This window comes from Rhodococcus sp. NPDC047139, from assembly GCF_040643435.1.
Lineage (GTDB): Bacteria > Actinomycetota > Actinomycetes > Mycobacteriales > Mycobacteriaceae > Rhodococcus.
The window spans coordinates 1-14,997 of record NZ_JBEYUH010000012.1; the positions used below are offsets into that span (position 1 = coordinate 1).

Consider the following 14,997-nt stretch of genomic DNA (forward strand, 5'->3'; position numbering starts at 1 on the left):
GCAAAACGCTCGGCTGGGATACCCCAGCCGAGCGTCTGCGTGATCTAATCACCACCAACTAACAGCGGTGTTGCGTCGACCCCTTGAAACCGCCCGGATCGCGGGGCCCCTCCTCATCGATGTCTCACCGCCCGAAGATCCACAGGCACACCCCCGCCGCGACACCGAGCAGCAGCACGACGAAAGAGCCGAGGAAAGGACGCGTCGCCCAGCCGCGACGCCCGTCGACCGCGATGCGTCCCGGCCCGGTGAGCACGAGCGCCACCGCACAGGCGACGAGGAGGATCTCGTATTCGACGCCCGACGACTCCGAAGCGAAGAACTGGTATCCGGGTTCGAGTTCGTGCTTGAACAGCACAGCGTTGACCATTATCGCGACGATTGCGGCTGCCGCGAACGGCGTGAGAAGCCCCAGTATCAGCAATCCCCCGGCAGCGACCTCACCGACCGCCCCGGCGATCGCCAGCACGGCGGGCTGCTGATAACCCGCATCGCGCAGCGTGGCCTCGAAGCCGTCCAGGCCCGGACCGTTCCACAGGCCCACGAGCTTCTGCAGCCCGTGCACGACGAGGATCGCACCGACCACGGCCCGCAGGACGAACAGGCCGAGGTCGAGTGTGCCCCGGCGAACCTTCGCCGGGGCCCGTTCCTCGGCCGCCACCGCCCCGGCCGGCTCCGCGCCGTAGACCGGCTCCGGCCGGTACATCTGTTCGGTCGGGGGGACGTACGCATCGTTGCCCAGGCCGGTCGTGCCCGAGCCGAGATCGTCCTCGGAGTCGAGATACGACGCGCGTGGTCGGCGCATCTCGAGTGTCCGCTCGTCCTGCTGGTTGTCGTAGGGACTCGAACCCGCTCCCGGCGTGCCGCCGGTCTCCTTGTCGGCCACTCCCTCAGCCTATGCCCGCCCCAGCCCTTCCACCCGGCATCCGCGGGTGCGCGCGTCGTGCCGGTAACGTTTGCGGCATGACACGGGGTACGCGGTGGACGAGTTCGTGGAGCGTGCGCGCGGCAGCGGTTGCGCTGGCGGTGGGAGTTCTCGTGGTTCCCTCGTGTGCCCGCTTCGACGACTCGGCATCGAGCCCGTTCACCCCCGAACCCACCTTCGATCCGGGGCCGGGCGTGGGCCCCCTCGATCCCACCACCACGACGACAGCACCGAGTGCCTCCGCTCGTCCGCCGGGACCGTGCGTCGATCCCGATCCGGCGGTGATCGCCACGTGCCTGGACGTCACCGGTGGCCTGGTGACGATGCCCGACGGGAATTCCGCACTCGTCGCCGAACGCCGAACGGGCCGGATCCTGCAGGTCGCGCCGGACACCGAACCGGTCGAGGTCGCCACGATCCCGGTCGACGGCTCCGGCGACGGTGGTCTGCTGGACGTGACACTGTCCCCCACCTTCGCGGAGGACCGGCTGCTCTACGCCTACATCACCACGGCCGCCGACAACCGCGTGGTGCGTATCGCCGCCGGTGATACTCCCAAAGACGTGCTCACCGGGATACCCCGCGGCGCTTCGGGTAACGCCGGCGCGATCGAGTTCGTCTCACCCACCGAGCTCGTCGTGCTCACCGGAAACGCCGGAAACGCCGCTGTCGCAACCGATCCGAACACACTCGCGGGGAAGCTCCTGAAACTCCCGCTCCCGGCCCCGGGAGCGGCCGCCGCGCCCTCGGTGGTGCTCTCGGGGATCGGCACCGCCGGCGACGTGTGCCGGGATCCGAACGGCAACCTGTGGGTCACCGACCGCACTCCCCTCGAGGATCGACTCCAGCGCGTCGGGGTGGACGGCTCGACGGCCGCAGGCCCGGCGTGGACGTGGCCCGAGCGCCCCGGTGTCGCCGGATGCGCGGCAGCGCCCGACGGAATCGCGATCTCGCTCACCGGAACGAAGGCCGTCGCGGTCCTCAGCATCGATCCGGGCACGGGATCCGTCACGGCGGCTCCGGTGCTCGCGGCGGAGGACCGTTACGGCATGCTCGGCGGTGCCGCCTCGTCCCCCGACGGCCTGTTGTGGGTCTCGACGGTCAACAAGGCGGGCGCCGAACCGGGGCCGAACGACGATCGTGTCGTCCGCATCCAGTTCCCGGCCGGCGGCGGTGGATTCGACTGATCAACTGCACGCGGCGATGACGAGTTCCTTCACCCGCGCCGGATCGGCTTGTCCGCGAGTCGCCTTCATGACGTCGCCGACGATCTTGCCCGCCGCCTGAACCTTGCCCGCGCGGATCTTGTCGGCGATGTCGGGATTGGCGGCGAGGGCGGCGTCCACCGCGGCCTGCAGCGCCGAATCGTCGCGCACGACCTCGAGACCGCGGGCGGCCACCACCTCGTCGGGTTCACCCTCACCCGCGAGCACGCCGTCGACGACCTGACGGGCGAGCTTGTTCGTCAGCTTGCCGTCGGCCACGAGCGCGATGACGCGCGCGATCTGCTCGGGCGTGATCGGCAACGCGGCGAGTTCGACGCCGCGAGTGTTGGCCTGCTGGGCGAGATAGGCGACCCACCACGATCGGGCTTCCGAAGCGGGAGCGCCGGCCTCGGTGGTCGCGATGACGAGGTCGAGCGCGCCGGCGTTGACCAGATCGCGCATCTCCTCGTCCGAGACCCCCCACTCGGCCTGGATGCGAGCACGGCGCAGCCACGGCAGTTCGGGCAGGGTCGCGCGCAACTCCTCGATCCAGGCGGCGTCGGGCGCGATCGGCTCAAGATCGGGCTCCGGAAAGTATCGGTAGTCCTCGGCGGTCTCCTTGCGGCGGCCGGGCGAGGTGGTGCCGTCGGCCTCCTGGAAGTGCCGGGTCTCCTGGATCACCTCGCCGCCGGAGACGAGCACCGCGGCCTGGCGGCGCATCTCGTAGCGCACGGCCACCTCGACGGACTTGAGCGAATTGACGTTCTTCGTCTCGGTGCGGGTGCCGAACTCCTCGGCGCCGATCGGCATCAAAGAGACGTTCGCGTCGCACCGCATCGAACCCTGGTCCATGCGAACGTCGGAGACATCGAGGGCTTTCAGCAGGTCGCGCAGGGCGGTCACGTAGGCACGAGCGACCTCGGGAGCACGCTCCCCGGCACCGACGATGGGCTTCGTGACGATCTCGATGAGCGGCACGCCCGCGCGGTTGTAGTCGAGCAGCGAGTGGCTCGCACCGTGGATACGACCGGTCGCGCCACCGACATGCAGCGACTTGCCGGTGTCCTCCTCCATGTGGGCGCGCTCGATCTCGACCCGCCAAGTGGTGCCGTCGTCGAGCACGACGTCGAGGTAACCGTCGGTGGCGATCGGTTCGTCGTACTGCGAGATCTGGTAGTTCTTCGGCTGATCCGGGTAGAAGTAGTTCTTCCGCGCGAAACGGCCCCACGGCGTGATCGAGCAGTTCAACGCGAGACCGATCCGGATCGCGGACTCGACCGCGGCCTGGTTGACCACGGGCAGCGACCCCGGCAGACCCAGACAGACCGGGCACACCTGGGTGTTGGGCTCGGCACCGAAGGTCGTCGGGCACGGGCAGAACATCTTGGTGGCGGTGTGCAGCTCGACGTGCACCTCCATGCCCATCACGGGCTCGAACTTCGCGAGCACGTCATCGTAGGCGAGCAGGTCAGCGGACATGGAGGCAGTCATGATCCCGATTTTAGACGGCCTCGCCCAGGGCGCCGCGCGGCCTCACCCGAAGAGGATCCGCATCTCCTGGTAGCGCTGATCGGGCACGAATTTCGGCTCGGCGAGCTCGTCGAAGTCGACGCGGGCGATGTCGGTTCCGTGGAGTGCGACCATGTGTCCCCAGTCCTCGTCGGCCACGAGATCGGTGACGGCCATACCGAGACGAGTGGCGAGCACTCGGTCGAAGGCCGTGGGCACGCCTCCGCGCTGGATGTGGCCGAGGACGGTCGCGCGGGTTTCGATTCCGGTGCGGTCCTCGATCAGCGGTGCCAGCGCCTCTCCGATGCCGCCGAGGCGCGGCCGGTCGAAACCGTCCAGACCTTTCGTGGAGTAGGCCTCTTCCATACCGGGGAGCATGAAGCCCTCCGCGACGACGACCATCGGCGAGCGCCCGCGGTCCCGGACACTGCTCACCCACTCGCAGATCTGCTCGAGACTCTCGGGATGTTCGGGGATGAGAATGGCGTGTGCACCGCCGGCGGTCCCCGCGTGCAGCGCGATCCACCCCGCGTGCCTGCCCATGACCTCGAGCACCATGCAACGCTTGTGGGAGTTTCCGGTGGTCCGGAGGCGATCGATCGCCTCGGTCGCGATCTCGACGGCCGTGTCGAATCCGAACGTGTAGTCGGTCTGACTGAGGTCGTTGTCGATGGTCTTGGGCACACCGACGATGCGTATCCCTTCGCCGAACAGCCGCTTCGACGCGGCGGCGGTCCCCTCTCCCCCGATGGCGATCACAGCGTCGATCCCGAGCTTGTCGAGAGTCCTCTGGATGTTCGCCGCGCCCCCGTTCGGCCCCTGATACGGCCCGAAGCGACTCGTACCGAGGATCGTGCCGCCCTGCTGCGCGAGCCCGCGGACACGACTGCGATCGAGCGGGATCGCCTCGCCTTGGACGAGACCACGCCAGCCGTCGAGGAAACCCACGAACTCCTGCCCGTGCACCTCGGTCCCTTTGAGCACCGCACCGCGGATGACGGCGTTGAGACCTGGGCAGTCCCCGCCACTGGTGAGAATGCCGATGCGCGTCACGCACTACCTCCCGTCGGATGGACAAGTACTGCACCGCCATCCTGCCCGTTCTCCACCGGGACGGCAGCCCGATTCAGCCGGGTGTGACGAGACCGGACTCGTAGGCGAGCACCACGGCCTGCGCCCGGTCGCGTAGGTGCAGCTTCCCCAGCACCTTCCCGACATGCGTCTTCACCGTCTGCTCGGCGACGAACAGGCGCTCCGCGATCTCGGTGTTGGACAGGCCGTGCGCGATCAGTTCGAGTACCTCGAGTTCGCGCGGGGTCAGTGGGGCGAGAACACGATCGCGGCCTCTCGCCGGCCGACGCCGGCTGGTGACGTCGGCGATGAGACGACGGGTGACGGTCGGTGCGAGCAACGCCTGGCCCTCGGCGACGACCCGCACCGCACGCACGAGTTCGTCGGCAGGGGCGTCCTTGAGGAGAAACCCGCTGGCCCCCATCCCCAGTGCCTCGTACACGTAGTCGTCCAGATCGAAGGTGGTGAGCATGAGCACCTTCGATCGCGGCTCCCGGGTGTCGGTGAGGATCTGCCGTGCCGCGTCGAGACCGTTCATCTCGGGCATCCGCACGTCCATCAGGACGACGTCGGGGCGCAGCCGTGCCACCTCGGCCACGGCCGCCCGACCGTCGGGGGCGTCGCCGACGACACTGATGTCGGGCTGCGCGCCCAACAGCGCTCCGAAACCCTGGCGGACCATCGCCTGGTCGTCGGCGATGAACACGGTGATGTGAGCTCGTGGTTCGGTCATCGGCACCCACCCTAGGCCTCGCGCGGCGGCACCGGGAGAACTGCCCGGACCTCGAAACCTCCGTCCTGCCGAGGATGCGCGACCAACCGGCCGCCCACGACGGAGGCGCGCTCGGCCATACCCCGAATGCCGTTGCCGCCCCCGTGGTCCTGCCCATCGACCGTGATGGCGGATGTCCCCGCAGCCGCCGGTCCGTTGACCACCTCCACCGTGACGGTCTCCGCGTTCCATGTCAGTCGTACGCACACCCGCGCTCCGGGTGCGTGCCGGGCGGCATTCGCCAGGGATTCCTGCAGGATCCGGTAGACCGTCAGCCCGATGATGTCGGAGACGTCCACGGGGGTTCCGACCGTCTCGGTCTCGAGGGACATACCGGCCTGACGGAAGGACTCGAACAGCCCCTCGATGCGGTCGAGTCCGGGCTGCGGTTCGTGCTCGGGGGGCTGGCCGTCGCTGCGCAGGACACCGAGCAGGGTGCGGATCTCGTTCAGGGCTTCTCGCGCCGTGGAGCCGAGTGCGTCGAACTCGGCGCGCACATCGTCGCCGACATCCGGCAACCGGTACGGCGCGCTCTGTGCCCTCACGACGACCATCGACATGTGGTGGGCGACGATGTCGTGCAGGTCGCGGGCGATGCGCGCCTTCTCCTCGAGGGCGGCGCGCCGTGCACGCTCGAGTTCACTGACCTCCTCTTCGCGTGCGAGTTGCCGACGGGAGACGAGCAGCCAGCGCACCAGCAGGCCGAACACCACGATCGCGGCGATACCCACCGCCCATCCCCAGCCGTCGCGACCGGGAACGAATGCGGCGAACAGTACGGTCGTCGCCACCCACACGACGAGCACGATGCGGATCTCCTCGCGTACGGCGACCGCGAAGACCAACGCGAGGATCACCAATATGTGCACGACCTGCCAGGGATAGCTGTAGCCCGGAACCCGGTCGAACGCGATCGGGATGACGACACCGGCCGCTCCGACCACTATCCAGGCGACGACGGGCCGCACGAGCACCATGGCCAACGGGAGCACCGCCAGAGCCGCGACCAGTGGAAGAAGTGGCGGGGAAACATGGTGGGTCAGCGGTAGCGTCGGCCACGCGATCGCGTAGAGAATCAACGTCACGGCGACGACGGCGATGGCGCTCCATCTGCCCCGGCCCAGACGGCCCGCGGTTGTCACACCGGACGATACAAGCTCTTTCACCCCCTCCACGCTAGGAGTCGGTTCCTCGACTGTCCTCATACCTGAGAGTGAGATCCCGGTAGCTCGCGAGAGGGGGCAACGATCCCCGAGATCGCTCCGGCGAGGGGTCCGGTGCAGGCAGGCACGTTCCTAGCGTCGTCGCCATGACAGTGAAATCCGTAGCGGCACGTGTCGCCTCGGTTACCTTTCTCGCGACCGCCGCGCACGTGGTTGTGGGAGCGCCGGCCCACTCCGCGATGCCATCTGCGGAGAATGCCGCAGCCGCAGCGACCGTCGCCGCACTCGTAGCCGACGACACCGCGGGGGCACTGTCGTCCTTCCCCGGTGATTTCATCGGCGTGACGAATTACTCCCCGGTCGTCGAAGGGCAGGCCGGTACGACGTCCGTCCTCGTCGATCCGGACGGATCGTGCTCCGCCCCCATCCCCCTTCCCGATGCATTCGAATCGGCGTGCCGGGTACACGATCTCGGATACGACCTCCTCCGGTACGCGCGTGCTACCGGAGGCGAGCTCCATCCCGATGCCCGGCGCGACCTCGACGGATTGTTCGCACGGCATCTCGATGCCGCGTGCCGATCCGAACCCGACCTCGAGACGTGCTCCACTGTTGCCGGAATTGCCTCTGCTGCAGTCGAGTTCAACTCGTGGCGGCAGGGGCATCGCAGCCCCGTCCCGGAATCGCCGTGGCCTGCGGCCCTCGCCGCGGGATCGGCCGTTCTGGGCTTGGCCGCTCGCAAGGTAGCGCGATGACGGCGCTCACGGTGGTTCTCGCGACGGTGGTATCGCTCGCGCCCTCGCTGTTGCCGCGGGAGCCGTCCGTACAGGGCGCCCTCACGGGGGTGACGATCGTCCTCGCCCTGATTGCGCGTCGCCTCGTCCTGATCCTCCGGCGGCACCTGACCGGACGAACTCCCCGACCCGGATCGCGCGAGCTCCGGCTACCCGTCGCGGTTGTCGGCGCGTCCGCGGTTCTGGTTGCGGCGGCCACTGCTCATCACCGGCAGAACCGCCTGCGGGAGGCCATGTCGGTGCCTGCCCTCGACGGGCGGTACTGGCTCGACAGTCTGACGGTCGCGGTCGTCGTCGTGGGGGTATCGCTCGCCCTCCCACGTCTCGCGCGCGTTCTCGGGCGACGACGGGACGCAGCGACGGCCGTCGCCGTGGTACTGGGAATCGGCGTCGCCACCGTGTCCGCGTCCAGCGGTGAGGCGGTCGATACCGTCTCCTCGCCCACCACGCTCTCGGCAGGGCTGTCGGGCGGGTCCGGATCGGCCGTCGCTTGGAAGGATCTGGGACGCGAGGGACAGCGGTTCGTGTCCTTGCCCTCGGAGGGCTCACCGATCCGGATCTACGTTCCGCTGGCGGCCGCACCGGATCCCTCCGCGCGTGCCGGCCTCGCGGTGGACGAGCTGCGCAGGGCCGGCGCATTCCGCCGGGCACACCTCGTGGTGACCGTGCCGACCGGCTCGGGCTGGGTCGACGCAGCCGCGGTCCGCGGTTTCGAAGCACAGTGGGGCGAGGACGTCGCACTCGTCGCCCAGCAGTACTCCGACCGGCCGAGCTGGGCGACCTTCGTTCTCGACCGCCGCGCCGCCGCGAACGAGGCGCGCACACTCGTCGCCGCACTTCGGGCCCATCTGTCCACGCTGCCGGAGCAGCAGCGCCCCGCACTGCACGTGTACGGGCAATCCCTGGGAGCGAGCGGCGCGAGCGCCGTCTTCGACGGCACCGACCCGGAGCCGTGCGCGCTGTTCCTCGCCGGACCGCCGGCCGGCGTGCGCACAACGCACGCGACCGTTCTGGCGAACGTCTCCGATCCGGTGGTGTGGTGGCGGCCGTCGCTGCTGTGGTCGCCTCCGGAGCTCTCGCACGCACGGGCCGACGCTCCGAGCCCGCCCTGGATACCGGTGGTGACCTTCGTCCACACGACGGTGGACCTCCTCACCTCCCTCGCCGCGGCCCCCGGCCACGGCCACCGCTACGGCGAGGACCAGGCCCGGTGCACCCCGGCTCCCGGATAGCGCGGTACCCGGACGGACGGCGACCCGCCGGCCGAACAACGGCGCGGCGGGTCGCAGCACGGAGAAGAGATCAGGCGATGGGTCCTCGCGCTGCCTCGAAGGCCGCACCCACCCGGTACAGGCGCTCGTCGGCCAGTGCCGGAGCCATGATCTGCAGACCCACAGGAAGGCCGTCGTCCTCCGAGAGGCCGGACGGAACCGACATCGCGCAGTGTCCCGCCAGATTGGTCGGGAGCGTGCACAGGTCGGACAGGTACATCGCCAGCGGATCGTCGACCTTCTCGCCGAGCTTCCACGGTGTGAACGGGCTCGTGGGCGAGACCAGCACGTCGACCTGTTCGTACGCCTTGTCGAAGTCCTGCGCGATGAGGGTACGAACCTTGAGCGCCTGACCGTAGTAGGCCTCGTAGTACCCGGAGGACAACGCGTAGGTGCCGATCATGATGCGGCGCTTGACCTCCTTGCCGAAGCCCGCGGCTCGGGTCGCGGCCATGACCTGCTCGGCACTCATAGCGCCGTCGTCGACACGCATGCCGTACCTCATGGCGTCGAATCGGGCGAGATTCGAGGAGACCTCCGACGGCAGGATCAGATAGTACGAGGCGAGCGCGTACTCGAAGTGCGGGCACGACACCTCGACGACCTCGGCGCCGAGCTTCGTGAGCGTTTCGACCGCGGCATCGAACGAGGAGAGCACGCCGGGCTGGTAGCTGTCGGAATGCAGTTCCTTGACAACGCCGACCTTCAGCCCCTTCAGGTCGCCGGACGCACCCTGCCGGGCGGCCTCCACGACGGGGCGCACGGGGGCGTTCACCGACGTCGAGTCACGCGGGTCGTGACCCGCGATGACCTCGTGGAGCAAGGCGGTGTCGAGGACGGTGCGGCCGCACGGCCCGCCCTGATCGAGCGACGACGCGCAGGCCACCAGACCGAACCGCGAGACCGTCCCGTAAGTGGGCTTGGTGCCGACCGTGGCGGTGACGGCCGCGGGCTGACGGATCGACCCGCCCGTATCGGTGCCGATCGCGAGCGGCGCCTGGTAGGACGCGAGCGCTGCTGCCGACCCACCGCCCGAACCACCCGGGATACGCGAGGTGTCCCACGGGTTCCGCGTGGGGCCGTAGGCCGAGTTCTCGGTGGACGAACCCATCGCGAACTCGTCCATGTTGGTCTTGCCGAGGATGGGGATACCGGCCTGGCGAAGCTTCGTCGTCAGGGTCGAGTCGTAGGGCGACACCCAGCCCTCGAGGATCTTCGAACCGCAGGTCGTGGGCATGTCCGTGGTGGTGAACACGTCCTTGAGCGCGAGCGGCACGCCGGCAAGCGGCGAGGCCGGCTTCTTACCCGCGGCTACGGCACGATCGACCTCGGCCGCCGCCTCGAGAGCCTGCTCGGATGCGACGTGCAGGAAGGCGTTGTACTCGCCGTCCACCTCTGCGATGCGATCGAGATGGGCCTGGGTGACCTCCACCGACGAGAGCTCACCCGCGTGGATCTTCGACGCCAGGGTCGCGGCGTCGAGGCGGGTCGTATCGGTGCTCATTCGCCCTCTCCCAGGATCTGCGGTACCGAGAAACGGTTTTCCTCCACGGCCGGCGCACCGGAGAGCGCCTGCTCGGGGGTGAGACCGGGTACGACGACATCGGGCCGCGTCACGTTGGTGACGGCGTTCGGATTCGCCATGGGAGCCACATCGTCTGCGGCCACCTCCGACACCGCCTTGACGTGGTTGAGGATCGAATCCAACTGACCGGCGAACTCGTCGAGTTCGGCATCGGTCAGCGCAAGCCGGGACAACCGGGCGAGATGCGCGACCTCGTCACGGGAGATGGCAGGCACCGTGAATGGCCCCTTTCCGATGGAGAGTGAACGTCCTGTCCAGGGTAATGCGTCCTGGACAAGGCGCTGCACGCGGTGTGAGGGCTCCCTCCGGCCCGGGATGTTTCGAGTTGCGCAACGATGTGTTGCATTCACGTGACGCAGGTCGATCCGACCCGGACTTTCGGTGCGGCTCGGGACATCTTCATCGTCGCGGCGTGTCGAAAGACCGGTGAGAGGTGCAAGGATGTGCTCTGCCGGAGACCGAGACGGACTCCGGACCGGCACGCGGATGCCGGAGGATCGGCGCCACCACCCGGTGGCCCATCGACTCGGGAAGGACCCACGTGTCTTATCTGCTGCGTGTCCGGCTCCCCGATCGTCCGGGCAGTCTCGGCTCGCTCGCCTTGGCCCTCGGTTCGGTCGGTGCCGACATCCTGTCGCTCGACGTCGTCGAACGTGGCACGGACTTCGCGATCGACGACCTCGTCGTCGACGTCGAACCCGGAAAGCTCCCCGACACGCTCCTCACCGCAGCCGAGGCGCTGCCCGGCGTGACCGTCGACTCGATCCGCCCCTACGCCGGGATCCTCGACACCCACCGCGAACTCGAACTGATCGATCACGTCGCCGCCGCACACGACGACCGGATCCAGATCCTCGTCGACGGTGCTCCCCGAGTACTGCGGGTCGGCTGGGCGACGGTCCTCGGAATGGGTCCCGACGGCATCTACCGCATCGCGGGAAGCCCCGGTTCGCCCGAGACTCATCTCAGTGGCGTCCCCTGGATGCCGCTCGCCGAACCGGCGCGCCTCGACCACTCCGGCGAGTGGGTACCGCAACTCTGGCGCGACATGGACACGATGCTCGCGGCGGCGCCCCTCGGCTCACCCGAGCGGGTACTCGTCCTCGGCCGCCCCGGTGGCCCCGAGTTCCGGCCGTCCGAAATCGCCCGGATCGGCTACTTCGCCGGCATCGTGGGTACCGTACTCCGTTGACCTGCACCACCTTCGGTCGACCTCACCCGTAGCGACCGGTCGGCGCGCCTGGACGGATGCACCTCGGCGGGTTTGCGCACCGGCCGAGGCACGGCTTTCAGTGCGCGAAGGCCGAAGCCGAGTGACCTCGGCCCACGCCCCGGCGCAACCGTTCGACGATGTGGTCGATGTCCTGGCCGAGCTTGTGGGCGAGATCGCGACCGAAGCCCTCGCGCAGCACGATCCGCAGCACCGCCACATCCTCGGCGTCCGCGGGCATCGTGTATGCGGGAACCTGGAAGCCGCGGGCCCGGAGTTCGTGCGAGATGTCGAACACGGTGTATCCCGGATCACCCACGAGCCGGAAGGCGAGCACGGGCATCGCCGAGCCGTCCGTGATGATCTCGATGTCGTCGATCTCGGACAACTGCTGCGACAGCATCGATGCGGTATCCCGCAATGCCCCCATGATCTGTGTGTAACCGGCGATGCCGAGGCGGATGAAGTTGTAATACTGACCGATGACCTGATTACCGGGCCGGGAGAAGTTCAAGGTGAACGTCGGCATGTCGCCACCGAGATAGTTCACACGGAAGACGAGATCCTCCGGCAGATGCACCTTCGAACGCCAGACCACGAAACCTATTCCAGGATAGGTCATTCCGTACTTGTGACCACTGACGTTGATGGATACGACGCGTGGTACGCGGAAATCCCATTCGAGCTCGGGATCCAGGAAGGGCACGACGAAACCGCCACTGGCAGCGTCGACATGCACCGGCACGTCGGGACCGCCTGCCGCAGCGATATCGTCGAGCACGGCAGCGATCTCGGCGACGGGTTCGAGTTCGCCGGTGAATGTGGTACCGAGGGTCGCGACCACACCGATGGTGTTCTCGTCGACCGCATCGCGCACCTGCTCGGGAGTGATGACATAACGGCCGGGCGCCATCGGCAAATATTTCGGCTCGACGTCGAAATACCGACAGAACTTCTCCCAGACGACCTGGACGTTGCTGCCCAGGACCAGATTCGGCACGGTCGCGTCTCTTCCCGCCGCCTGCCGCGCCTGACGCCACCGCCACTTGAGGGCGAGACCGGCCAGCATGACGGCCTCCGAGGAACCTACCGTCGAGACCCCGGTGGCCGAGGAAGGGTCGACCGGGGACAGATCTTCGGCATGGAAGAGCGCCGCCACGATGTTGACGGATCGGGTCTCGATCTCGGCAGTCGCCGGGTATTCGTCCTTGTCGACCATGTTCTTGTCGAAGGTCTCCGCCATGAGCCGGTCGGCCTGCGGATCCATCCAGGTGGTCACGAAGGTCGCGAGGTTCAGGCGTGAGCTGCCGTCGAGCATCAGCTCGTCGTGGATGAACCGGTACGTCGCGTCCGGCTCGGTCTCCGATTCGGGCATTCTCAGCGCCGGGATCGGCTCGGTACCGAGTCTGCCCGTATAGGCCGGGGCGACGGTCGCGTCAGGAGAGATGAATTCCGACATGATTCCTCCGTAACTTCCCGTATCGACCCTCGTCGATACGACCGGCGACGTTCTCGTCAGACCTCGACCGGTGGATACAGCCGTTCCATCGTGTAGCGCCGATTACGCCGGGCTGCCAGCGCGCTCGCGGTCAACGACAGGAGCAGAATGCCCAGGAGAACGGCGATCGCGATCCACAACCGTGAATCGAACTGTTCGGCCACGGTGAGCTGCCGCAAGCCGTTGACCGTGTATGTCATCGGGTCGAACGGGTGGATGTACTGGAACGGCTTGGCGGTGGTGGGAACCGGATAGATTCCGCCGGCCGAAACGAGTTGCAGCATCAGGAACGCGAGCGTGATGACACGACCGACCGCGACGCCGAAGATGGCATTGAAGGCCTGGATCATGGCCAGATAGGTCGCGGAGATGAGCACGAGGAACAGGATCGTTCCCGGAGCGTGCGTCACGTCGAGACCGACGCCGAGGTGCACCACCGTGTACATCACCACCACCTGCAGGACACCGACGAGGAGTGCCGGCCAGTACGACGCGAGGACCGTGCGGTACGCCCCGAGTCCCTGAACGGTCGGCCTCGCCTGCAACGGCGTGAGAAGCATCCAGACGATGATTCCTCCGACGAACAGCGCGAGCGAAAGGAAGAACGGCGCGAATCCCGTGCCGAAAGTGGATGCCTTGTTCGTGTAGTCCTGCTGCAGGGACACCGGCGCTGCCAACGTGTCGGCAGCGGCGGTGCGTTGTTCATCGGTCCAGCTCGGCACCTGTGTTGCACCTTGTCCCAAAGCGTCCGAAAGTTCCCGAGAACCGGATTGCAGCTGATCCATGCCCGACGCCAGCTGCCCCGCTCCGTCCGAGAGCCGGAAACTGCCGTCGGTGAGCTGCACGAGGCCCGAGTTCAAGGTCTTCGCGCCCGAACTGAGCTCGTCGACTCCGTTCTGCAACTGACTCACCTCGGCCGCGAGGTCACCGCTCGCCAGCAATGCGAGACCACTCTGGAGCGGACTGTTCGGGTCACCGAGCTGGTATTCGAGCTCTCGGGCGTCGCCCTGCAATCGCACGATCTCCGCGCGTAACGCCTCGGCTTCCGCTGCCGCCTGTTGCCCGGACAGGGGCGCCAGAACTGCGATCGCTTGCTGTACGAGGGGATCCGAGCTCAGGCTCAGGAGGTTCAGCACCTGCGTAACGGCCTGGTTCAAGGTGGAAGGCGGCACCCTCGATTCGAGCGCTTCGAGCGATGCGCGCAACTGCGCCGCCCGGCCGGCCAGATCGGACAGTCCTCCGCTGTCCAGAGCGTTCAGCAACGGCTCCGTCACGCCGTCGACCCGGGTGGCCAGTTCGTCCGCTCCCGCTGCGAGTTGCGCGGATCCGTTCCGGGCGGTGACCATGTTCGTCGCAAGGTCCTGCGATCCCGAGGCGAGCTGGTCGGCTCCGTTCTTGGCCGAGTCGATCCCGCCCGCGAGCCGCTCGGCGCCGGAGGCTGCCTGTTTCAGGCCCGAACCGGCCGATTCGAGTCCGGTGAGGACGGTGCCGATTCCCTGTGCGCCGATGGTCGAGTTCACTTGCCCGATCACCTGTTCGGACGCGTCCTGCCCGATTATGCTCGCGAGGTAATTGTTCGCGTCGTTGAAGGTGAAGACGAGATCCGCCTTCACCGGGTCGTCGCTGTTCGGCGACTCCACCGCTTCACTGAAATTCTCGGGAATCGTGACGGTGTAGTAGTACTTGCCGTCCGAGAGTCCCGAAATCGCTTCCTGCTCCGACACTTCCTCGAGGTCGAGTTGCCCCGCCGAGACGAGCGACTTCACCACTCGGTCACCGATGTCGACCTGTTGCCCGGTGGACGACCTTCCGGTGTCGTTGTTGACGATCGCGGCGGGAATCTTGTCGACCGAGGCGAACGGATTCCAGAACGCCCAGAGATACAAGGCGCCGTACAGCAACGGCATGAGAATGATCGTGATGATCGCGATTCGCGGCATCGCGCCTCGGAAGTATCGTTTCGAATCACTACCGAGAGAAATTCCTGCGAGCAC

The 14,997-nt window shown here is 67.6% G+C and carries 13 protein-coding genes; 4 read left to right on the top strand and 9 right to left on the bottom strand.

Annotated elements, in window-relative coordinates:
• Positions 1–124: 124 nt before the first annotated feature.
• A complete protein-coding gene (locus ABZ789_RS15835; RefSeq protein WP_358425247.1) occupies positions 125–886 on the bottom strand; it encodes a DoxX family protein in 762 nt (253 codons plus the stop codon).
• 77 nt (positions 887–963) lie between these two features.
• Here ABZ789_RS15835 and ABZ789_RS15840 point away from each other — a divergent pair, with 77 nt between their 5' ends.
• Positions 964–2,112: a PQQ-dependent sugar dehydrogenase gene (locus tag ABZ789_RS15840; protein ID WP_358425249.1), complete on the top strand. Its 1,149-nt coding sequence runs from the start codon at positions 964–966 to the stop codon at positions 2,110–2,112.
• Here ABZ789_RS15840 and gatB read toward each other — a convergent pair whose 3' ends face one another.
• From gatB to ABZ789_RS15860, 4 genes are all read right to left on the bottom strand, one after another.
• Positions 2,113–3,621, bottom strand: a complete 1,509-nt coding sequence (gatB, locus tag ABZ789_RS15845) for an Asp-tRNA(Asn)/Glu-tRNA(Gln) amidotransferase subunit GatB (RefSeq protein WP_358425250.1) — start codon at positions 3,619–3,621, stop codon at positions 2,113–2,115.
• 42 nt (positions 3,622–3,663) lie between these two features.
• Positions 3,664–4,692, bottom strand: coding sequence for a 6-phosphofructokinase (locus tag ABZ789_RS15850; protein ID WP_358425252.1), 1,029 nt, complete (start codon positions 4,690–4,692; stop codon positions 3,664–3,666).
• Positions 4,693–4,765: 73 nt separating this feature from the next.
• On the bottom strand, positions 4,766–5,443 hold the full coding sequence (locus ABZ789_RS15855; protein WP_358425254.1) for a response regulator transcription factor: 678 nt from the start codon (positions 5,441–5,443) through the stop codon (positions 4,766–4,768).
• A gap of 11 nt (positions 5,444–5,454) precedes the next feature.
• Positions 5,455–6,657 carry a histidine kinase gene (locus tag ABZ789_RS15860; RefSeq protein ID WP_358425256.1) on the bottom strand — a complete coding sequence of 401 codons (1,203 nt, stop codon included), beginning with the start codon at positions 6,655–6,657 and terminating at the stop codon, positions 5,455–5,457.
• 134 nt (positions 6,658–6,791) lie between these two features.
• On the opposite strand from ABZ789_RS15860, the gene ABZ789_RS15865 reads away from it, so the two are divergent.
• The gene (locus tag ABZ789_RS15865) at positions 6,792–7,400 is read left to right on the top strand and encodes a hypothetical protein (protein WP_358425257.1); all 609 of its coding nucleotides are present in this window, start codon (positions 6,792–6,794) and stop codon (positions 7,398–7,400) included.
• Entirely contained in the window at positions 7,397–8,671 is a 1,275-nt protein-coding gene (locus ABZ789_RS15870) for an alpha/beta-hydrolase family protein (protein WP_358425259.1), read from the top strand. The genes ABZ789_RS15865 and ABZ789_RS15870 overlap by 4 nt, the downstream gene beginning before the upstream one ends.
• 70 nt (positions 8,672–8,741) lie before the next feature.
• On the opposite strand, the gene gatA is transcribed toward ABZ789_RS15870, so the two are convergent.
• Positions 8,742–10,214 (bottom strand): Asp-tRNA(Asn)/Glu-tRNA(Gln) amidotransferase subunit GatA, encoded by a 1,473-nt coding sequence (gene gatA, locus ABZ789_RS15875; protein WP_358425261.1) that lies wholly within the window; start codon positions 10,212–10,214, stop codon positions 8,742–8,744.
• Positions 10,211–10,510, bottom strand: a complete 300-nt coding sequence (gatC, locus tag ABZ789_RS15880; RefSeq protein ID WP_358425263.1) for an Asp-tRNA(Asn)/Glu-tRNA(Gln) amidotransferase subunit GatC — start codon at positions 10,508–10,510, stop codon at positions 10,211–10,213. Before gatC ends, gatA begins: the two co-directional genes overlap by 4 nt.
• Positions 10,511–10,836: 326 nt before the next feature.
• On the opposite strand from gatC, the gene ABZ789_RS15885 reads away from it, so the two are divergent.
• Positions 10,837–11,487, top strand: a complete 651-nt coding sequence (locus ABZ789_RS15885; RefSeq protein WP_358425265.1) for an amino acid-binding protein — start codon at positions 10,837–10,839, stop codon at positions 11,485–11,487.
• A gap of 97 nt (positions 11,488–11,584) precedes the next feature.
• Here the strand turns inward: ABZ789_RS15885 and ABZ789_RS15890 are convergent, their stop codons facing one another.
• Together ABZ789_RS15890 and ABZ789_RS15895 are read right to left on the bottom strand one after the other, a co-directional pair.
• Complete coding sequence (locus ABZ789_RS15890; protein ID WP_358425267.1) at positions 11,585–12,964, bottom strand: glutamate decarboxylase; 1,380 nt, start codon at positions 12,962–12,964, stop codon at positions 11,585–11,587.
• 56 nt (positions 12,965–13,020) lie between these two features.
• Complete coding sequence (locus ABZ789_RS15895; protein ID WP_358425269.1) at positions 13,021–14,997, bottom strand: YhgE/Pip domain-containing protein; 1,977 nt, start codon at positions 14,995–14,997, stop codon at positions 13,021–13,023.